We start from the raw sequence: 7,907 nt of genomic DNA on the forward strand, positions 1-7,907 counted from the left end.
GGTCTGCCAGAGTAATTTCCGGTCTGGTTATAAAAACTTCACCGGGTCAGTTCCGGAAAGCTCCTCGTCGCCGTTGCATTGGTTCGTCTATCGTGTCGCTGTCCCCTGATTCTGATTGTGGAAACGCCCTGTTTCCGGAAACGTTCAGAAATCTAATCGACGGTGCGGAGCTCGCTCTCTACTGACCACAGGAGCTCGAGCTGGATGGACTTCATGGAGAGCACTCGCTGATGTACGCATCGCGATCGCTAGGTCGTAGATACAGACAGACAACTCTAGCTCTGATTGCCCCCGTCAAATACGGCGGCAAAGTCTTCGAGAAGCTCCTGTGGTGACCTCCCATCATCACGAGCCGGAAGTGGTGCCTCCCAGCATTTGATCTGGAGGGTGTGCGCATTCGATACCGGCTCCGACTCAGTTACCACATTGAAAATACCGGTGTGATAGATAGCAAGTAGTCGATGGTCATGAACACCGACATAATCGATACCAGCCTGATCCAGGACTGCCGGTATGTCAGTGGACTCAGATAGCGAGACAGAGGCGCTTGGAGACGCCGAGTCGCTCATACCTTGGCTTGGTCCATCGCGCGGATAAAGACCCGTCTCGGGAAAGGTCATACTCTCGATGATTAACCAACAGAAAGCAACAGCAGCAGGACTTTGTTGGTTAAGTTATCCGCGCCGCCAGGCCCGGTGACGATGGCGATGTTGGCGGGTTCACCGTTTGTGATAGACTTGAGGACGCTGGAGGACGGTTGATTTCAGCATCGCGGTGCTTGAGGCACCTGTCGAACACCCCTTGTTGCCGCTGTACATCGGCGTGAACTGGCTTTCTTGTGCGAGCGCTGATGCCGATTGTCGGAAAGTGTGTTCGACTGTTACTCGGTATGCTCTAGCTCGGCGTCTTCACCGTCGACATCAATGATTTCGATATCGAACGTCAGCGTCTCCCCGGCGAGCGGCGGGTTGAAATCTGCTCGGATGACAACCTCGTCGACGTGGATGACTTCGCCTTGGCTGCCGTCTTGGGCCTCAAGGTAGGCTCCCTCCTCAGGAAGCTGTCCACCGAGCATCTCTCGGAGCTCTTCTGTTTTAAACTCCTCAATATTCTCCTCGCTGGGCTGCCCATACGCCTTCTCAGGCGGAATGGTCAGTGTCTCTGTCTCACCGGTTTCCAACCCGACTAGCCCCTCCTCCATCCCCTCGATCACTTGTCCCCCGCCAACTTCGACCGTCAACGGCGTATACTCGCGGTCGGGCTGGGCCTCGGCAAGCCCCGCTTCTTCGGCAGTTGACTCCTTGGAGGTGTCGAACACGGTCCCATCGTCTAGTTTGCCAGTGTACTCAATCGTCACCGAATCGCCAGTAGTTATCGACATACCTACACAAGAAGTGCCAGACGGAAAGGCTGTGGCATCTGGAGATCTCAGCGATTCCACGTAAATCGATCCTCAGCGGGTTCACCCAGACGCCAGAGACTCTCTGACTACAGCTACATCGTGTCCAGCAGCGTATCCGTTCAGCTTGGCCGCGATCGGCGACTCACGTACCGCTTGGTCGTCGTATCCTGCTTCATTGAACGTGGCCATGAGCGATGAGACGGACCGGAGTTTGTACTTTTGATGATAGTCTTCAGCAAGGTAAAATTGCGAGAGCTGTTCGATGCGTGTGCTGATACCATCGGCTGTAAAGCCCTGTGCCGAAAGGAACTCGTTGAGAGTCGATTGCTGGGCCGCTGTCGCAGTCAGGATGACGTTTTGGTACTGCGTTTTGCTGGTCTGGTGGTGTGGGTTGTGCGACTCGAAGGCTAGGTTCAACAGCTTCCGGTAGGTGATGGTGTCGGGATCGAACTCGACCTGGAATACCTCGGTATGGTTTCCTAACGAGTGATACGTCGGGTCGCGTGTTGTGCCGCCGGCGTAGCCCACGCGGGTGCGGACCACGCCGTCAATTGCGCCGAACTGCGCATCTGGGCCCCAAAAGCAGCCAAGTCCAAAGGTTGCTGTCTCAGTCTCGTCGCTATCTCTCGCACGGCGGTCGTACTCCTTGATTTGGGTTTCTGTGAGGTCCATGGGGGTCACTCGTCTGTAGAGTCGTTTCAGAGCGGGTCGTGGATCGGGCCGCATCCACTCTCGATCAGGGGTTCTGGACGTATATGTTGAATGTTATCGTATCTTGTAGGTAGCGGTTAGATACGCTGATTCCATGCGAAGGCGAACGCTTCTACCCAATTTCCGGCGGAACTTGGATTGACACGACTCGTCCACCACCCGTCGAATCCGTCATCAAGCATGTTGGGGAATACAACAGGATCTAGCCGAGCGTCAGTCGTCGGCAGCAGCAGCCTCTGCCTGCCCCTGCCAGAGGTTCGCATACGTTCCCTCGCCCGCAACCAGTTCTTCGTGACCTCCCTGTTCGACGATCTCGCCCTGATCCATTACAACAATCTCGTCTGCGTTCTGAATCGTCGACAGTCGGTGGGCAATGATGAACGCGGTCCGCTCCTCGACCAAGCGCTCAAGACTTTCTTGAATCAGTTCCTCAGTCTCCGTATCGACATCTGATGTGGCCTCATCAAAAACGATGATCTCGGGGTCATTGAGTAATGCCCGGGCGATGGCGAGACGTTGACGCTGGCCGCCCGAGAGTTTGATACCTCGCTCGCCGACTTGCGTGTCGTATCCATTCGGAAGATCTTCGATGAACTCGTCAGCCGCGGCGGCCTCAGCCGCCCGCTCAACCCGATCGCGGGCGCTTGTGTCAGGCCCGTCTGCCCACTCGGCCTCGAGTGTCTCGCGGTCGCCGTACGCGATATTCTCCGCGACAGTCCCCGAGAACAGATACGGATTCTGCTCGACAATGGCGATGGCGTCCCGTAACGACTGCAGATCATACTCCCGGACATCAGTGCCGTCAACCCGGACGGCCCCGTCATCGACATCGTGGAACCGGGGAATGAGCTTCAGGAGTGTTGACTTCCCGGCCCCGGTCGCCCCGGCAAGCCCGATCGTTGTCCCTGCCGGCACATCAAGCGAGACATCATGTAGGACCGGCTCGCGGTCCCCGTAGGCGAACGTAACATCTTCGAACGTGACGTCCCCGTCAATCGACTCAGGGGTGTGCGGCGAGTCGGGGCTCGTAATCGTCGGTTCGCGGTCGAGCAACCCGAACACGCGCTCAGCACTCGATTTCGCAAGCTGGTACTTATTTGCTGACTTCCCGACTCGGCGCATCGGTGAGTACAGCCGCCGTAACAGGAGGAAAAAGAGCGCGAACCCACCAAGGGTCAGCACCCCTGCCTCGCCGGGCACGCCGGTGATGATATCAGTGCCACCGATGTAGAGAACAAGGACAAACACGACGCCGGTTAACAGCCGCAGGGTCGCAAAGAATCCACGTCGGATTCGCAGCGCCGCGACCTTTTCGTCGTGGTACGCCTCGCTCTGCGCAGCGACCCGGCTCTCCTCAAACCTGTACCGGTCGAACGCTTTAATCACCGCAGCGCCACCAAGGTTGTTCTCAAGCCGCGTGTTCAGTCGAGCGACGGTCTCGCGAATTGACTTATATCGAGGCTCAATCCAGGTGAGAAACTGGCTACTAGCCAGTCCAATGACCGGGACCGGTGCGAGCGCGATGAGTGCCAGCTTCGGTGAGTATGTCCACAGGATGATGGCAATCCCGCCGACCGTTGCGACCACGCGGATGAGTTGCCGGAACTCCGTGTTCAGGAACTGCTCAAGCCGATTAATATCGCTGTTGAGGATCGACATCATCCCGCCGGTCTGATGATCGGCGAAGAAATCCATCGAGAGCCGCTGGAGATGGTCGTACGTGTCGTTTCGCAGGTCCCGCTGAACCTTCTGGGCGGTCGCTTGCAGCAGATACCGAGAGATAAACCGAGCGACCGACCGGACCAGATACGCGAGCACCGCGATGAGCACGAGCTGTTCGAGCACCACGAGGCGAGCCGCTTCGCCGGTGATCTCACCCGGCGGCAGCAAGCCCACATCGGTCAACAGTCCCGCGTCGGCCGAGCCGCGGATCGCTCGATCGATGGCGGCCGCGACGACAATTGGTGGGACCAGTCGGGCAAATCGCGTGAGAAACGCCGCAAGCACGCCGAGCGTGAGGGTCGGCCAGTAGCGCTTGGCGTAGCCGAGCAAACTCACCATCGGATGGCCGTCAACGTTCTCTCGGACGTGTTCAAACCCGCCGTGGTCGTCTGTCACTGGATTCGATAGCGTACTCGCGCACAAGTATTCGATGACATCGCTCTGTGGAAGCACTCACCTACACACGGTCGCGTCGGCAACTGTGAACGGGCCGTTTCCTCAGTATATTGAGAGGATGGACTGTAGTGCTGTCTTTCCTGTACCGAACCCCCTCGGGCAATTTTGAGTGGGGTCAATCTCTCAAATTCGCGGGAATAGGTGTTTCTTTTGATGTGATCCGGGAGCGCGTGGCCATCCAGCGAGTCATTCTTGACACAGGGCTATTCGTGGCTCTCTTCAGTACTCCTCGAATTTGCCTCGCTTACCCCCCGGTCGAGCAATTCTAGTGAACTAGTGGTGGAGTAGTAGCTCGTCGGGGTATTTTCTACTGCCTCAAATCGGCCCGACGAGGATCTTCTGCAATTTGAGTCCGTTATTTCGCCTTGCATATCGCAGATTTCGTCCAAAGAAAGAGGCGATATACAATGTGCGAAGGCCGCCGGCTCTCTCCGGCCGAGGGGCCATCTCTGGGATCCTGACTTTCAGAATGTATCAGTTTGAGAGTACAATCTCGTCTCCTGAGCCACCGGGGTGATCGTCGTCCCACCGACCAGCCTGGGGTATCCGGTTTGCCTCGTTGAGAGTCCTGTCTGTGAGTCCGTCCCATGGGCCCCCGATGTTGATGACGGCGGCGCGCATCCTGTCGGATATGGACTGTCCCGCGTGTGGTGGGTCGGTCACGCTCGAGGTCGGGCCGGATCGACCGCCGTCGACGTCACTGTCCGACGCGGTTCTCGATGCGGCTGAAGACGAGCGGCTCAATGTCGGCCGGACGTGCTGGGACTGTGGGTGGCAAGAGGAGCGCCGGCTCCACGTGGAGGCAATCGAGACAACCGCCGGTGATGCAAACCCGATCGAGCGAGCCCGCCTTCTGGAAGAGATTACCGATGAACTCGCGGCCATCGAGGCGCTCGGGACGCTGGAGGACACGCTCGCGGAGGTTCGTCGACAGCGACGGCTGGAGCCAGCGGCAGAAGAGACGAGCGAGGACGTGACGGAGTAAGTATGATGACCGACGCTGAGCCCCTCTATGACGTTCGTGAGCGCACCGGGAACCCCGAACATCCATCAGTTGATGACGTCGTCGAACTCGTCCTCGAGCGAGCAGAGCATCCACGAGCGGATCATCAAGACGCCCACCTAGACGAAGTGATGGCGACTGTCGTCGACAGATATGGCTCGGAGACTATTCGGACCGTTATCCATCGGATTCTCGTTGAGGAGTATCCGTTTCGAACTGCGACGGTAGACCTCGACGTCGACACCATCGACGGCGTCCGAATCGGGACGGCGGCCGGCCAATTCCTTGTAGAGCTGAACGCGCGACAGGACGATTGAAATTGATTCCTGCCGCAGCGTCCGGGGGATGCTTCTGACAGTGCCGACGGTAGCGGTGGTTGTTAGCAAATCCTGTAGTGATTCCTATAGCCACGAATACGGCCATTCACCGCGATGTCCCCTGTCTTCGTCCTACAGCAGGTATGGGACATAGGGGCCGAAGGCAATGAGCAGCCCACTCAGTACGTGGGGCCACTCGTTCGACAGTTTCCAATTCTCGATCAGCAGATGCAGGTACCACATACCGACCACGAGCAGGAGGCCGGTCGTCTGGACGACGACGAACGGAAAAGGTTCGACCAGCTGGGGGATGACGACATCAATTAGGAGGCCAGCGCCGACACCGACGCCGAGAATGATCAGGAGTGCCCGTTCCTTGCTTTGGAGTGTCTGCCGGCTTCGAAACGAGATGTCGCTCGTACTGTAGCGAAGTGCGTAATCATCCCGGCGGCAACCCCCTTCAGTGCCATCACCAGCAACTGTCGGAGCTGCGTGAATCCGTCAAGCGACGCCAGAAGTTGATTCAAGGCCCGGACATCGACGAGCGCAATGAGGACGACGACGGAGCCAATCCCGAGCGGCCAGACGTGTTCGGGGTCGATGTACTCACTGTCGGCAGCCCACGACATAATCGCATCATACAGGCCAGACATTCGGGTGCCGATAGCCAGCCCGCAATTGTAAAGCATCATCGTCGAAAGCCCTCGGCCGCTCGACGTCCCGCGACCGCCGCTGCGCGCCTCGTGCCTGCGGTGCTTGCGGGGTCGGGGGACAATCGAGACGGCCTCGCCCTTTCTGAGTCCGCCAGGTAGTGGCCTGGTTCCTCATCGACGATATCGGCTGCCCGGTGTGTCTCCAACGGCTCGCGCCGCTCGCCGCTGCCGCCCTCCGCGTCGCTCGCGACCGACCATTCCGGGCGGTCTGCCTGCAGTAGCGGGCGGACTGCCGGGCTAAAGTGAATGTGCCCTCGGCGCCAGCGGGAAAGCACGGGGGGTTGCGCGGCGTGGCTGCTCACCCCCCACGCTTTCTCCGCTGGTCGCTCGCTCCGGGCGGGTCGGCGCGCGGCGCTGGTTGTGTCCCTCCGTGCGGGCGCGCTCTCGCTCGCGCCCAGGAGGGCGCTCGCGAAGGCGCGAGCGAGAGCGCGCAGACGGCTCTGTCGGTCGTGACGTCGAGGAAACCGCGGTTTGGGGCCGCGGTGTCGGGCGCTGTGGTGAGCGCCTTCGGGAAACTGCAATGACGAGTAACAACGCGAGCGAAAAGACGGTTTCGGACGGACAGAGTACGACCACCGAAGAACGCGGTCACGAGCCGACGGTCGAACACGAACCGTCGAGGCAGTCGGCCTGTCCGGAGTGTGAGGGCCAGGTGATCACCGAAGACGAGCAGTCGTTCTGCACGGACTGTGGGCTGATCGTCGCCGACGAGTGGGTCGACCTGAGCCCGACGCTGAACGACCTGGGCCTGGTCGGGGACGCTGACCAGAGCATCGAGACGGTGGACCCGCTGCGGACGGACAAGGGCCTGCACACGAAGATCGGGCGGAACACCGACGGTCGGGGTAATCCCCTGAGCAACGAGCAGTGGGAGAAGGTCCAGCGCCTCCGGAAGTGGCACAAGCGGATGCAGTTCGGCGAGAAGCGCAAGCGGACGAAGCGGCTCAACGAGGGCCTGCGGGACGTCGAGATGATCGGCGGCAACCTGGCCCTGCCGGACCACGTCATCAAGCAGGCAGCGCAACACCTCCGGAGCGCTTCGGAAGCGCGGCTGCCGGGCGGGCGGATGGCCTGGGAGGCACTCGCCGGCGGCGCCGTCCTCCTGGCCGCGCGAGCCTCATCGGTCAACCGGGACGAGATCGACGCCGCGGTCGCGACGCACACCAAAGCACCCCACGAGCGGGTGTGCGCTGCGGCGCGGAAGATCCGGTGTGAATGTGGGTTCGACGCGCCGCTCATCAGGCCCAACGCCGTGATGGCGGTCGTCGACGCGCTTGCTGACGACGCCATCCCTGGGGCGCGAGCGGTGCGGACGTGGCGGCTGGCCCAACACCTGATGAAACTCGGCGATCAGGTGCCGGTTGGGCCGAGGACGCCACGGTGCACCGTCGCGGCGTCGGCGCTGTACGCGGCGGATCGCCTGCTTTCGCACAAGCACCTCACCCAAGAGCAGGTCGCCGCGGCGGCGAGCACGATTGTGCCGACATCCCGGAATCGAATCGCGCGGTACAGTCGGGAGCTCGTCGACGCCTACGAAGCCAAACACGGCACCGACGACCCGGGTGTCGGCCTCGAGGCGGAAC

8 protein-coding genes and 1 pseudogene are annotated in these 7,907 nt (G+C 60.2%); 3 read left to right on the forward strand and 6 right to left on the reverse strand.

The genetic code is table 11. From position 1 onward, the window contains the following. Nucleotides 1-275: 275 nt before the first annotated feature. The 5 genes and pseudogenes from ACFQMF_RS15875 to ACFQMF_RS15895 all read right to left on the reverse strand — a co-directional run bounded on the left by ACFQMF_RS15875 (nt 276) and on the right by ACFQMF_RS15895 (nt 4,231). Complete coding sequence (locus ACFQMF_RS15875; protein WP_256409722.1) at nt 276-569, reverse strand: hypothetical protein; 294 nt, start codon at nt 567-569, stop codon at nt 276-278. 110 nt (nt 570-679) lie between these two features. Continuing rightward, nucleotides 680-798 (reverse strand): annotated as a pseudogene (locus ACFQMF_RS15880) (AAA family ATPase); the annotation flags it as partial. 82 nt (nt 799-880) lie between these two features. After that, entirely contained in the window at nt 881-1,381 is a 501-nt protein-coding gene (locus ACFQMF_RS15885) for an FKBP-type peptidyl-prolyl cis-trans isomerase (RefSeq protein ID WP_256409723.1), read from the reverse strand. Nucleotides 1,382-1,462: 81 nt separating this feature from the next. Further along, nucleotides 1,463-2,074 carry a peptide-methionine (S)-S-oxide reductase MsrA gene (gene msrA, locus ACFQMF_RS15890; protein WP_256409724.1) on the reverse strand — a complete coding sequence of 204 codons (612 nt, stop codon included), beginning with the start codon at nt 2,072-2,074 and terminating at the stop codon, nt 1,463-1,465. A gap of 252 nt (nt 2,075-2,326) precedes the next feature. Further along, entirely contained in the window at nt 2,327-4,231 is a 1,905-nt protein-coding gene (locus ACFQMF_RS15895; protein WP_256409725.1) for an ABC transporter ATP-binding protein, read from the reverse strand. A gap of 658 nt (nt 4,232-4,889) precedes the next feature. Here ACFQMF_RS15895 and ACFQMF_RS15900 point away from each other — a divergent pair. Together ACFQMF_RS15900 and ACFQMF_RS15905 are read left to right on the forward strand one after the other, a co-directional pair. Then, nucleotides 4,890-5,276 (forward strand): DUF8105 family protein, encoded by a 387-nt coding sequence (locus ACFQMF_RS15900; RefSeq protein WP_256409726.1) that lies wholly within the window; start codon nt 4,890-4,892, stop codon nt 5,274-5,276. A 5-nt stretch (nt 5,277-5,281) separates the two neighbouring features. Continuing rightward, nucleotides 5,282-5,611 (forward strand): hypothetical protein, encoded by a 330-nt coding sequence (locus ACFQMF_RS15905; RefSeq protein ID WP_256409727.1) that lies wholly within the window; start codon nt 5,282-5,284, stop codon nt 5,609-5,611. Nucleotides 5,612-5,970: 359 nt separating this feature from the next. Here ACFQMF_RS15905 and ACFQMF_RS15910 read toward each other — a convergent pair whose 3' ends face one another. Next, nucleotides 5,971-6,303 (reverse strand): hypothetical protein, encoded by a 333-nt coding sequence (locus tag ACFQMF_RS15910; protein WP_256409728.1) that lies wholly within the window; start codon nt 6,301-6,303, stop codon nt 5,971-5,973. Between the two features lie 673 nt (nt 6,304-6,976). Between ACFQMF_RS15910 and ACFQMF_RS15915 the strand changes: the two genes are divergently transcribed. Then, a partial coding sequence (locus ACFQMF_RS15915) for a transcription initiation factor IIB (protein ID WP_379792336.1) occupies nt 6,977-7,907 on the forward strand: 931 nt, incomplete at its 3' end.

It is taken from the genome of Halorubrum rutilum, assembly GCF_042665015.1.
Classification (GTDB): Archaea; Halobacteriota; Halobacteria; order Halobacteriales; family Haloferacaceae; genus Halorubrum; species Halorubrum rutilum.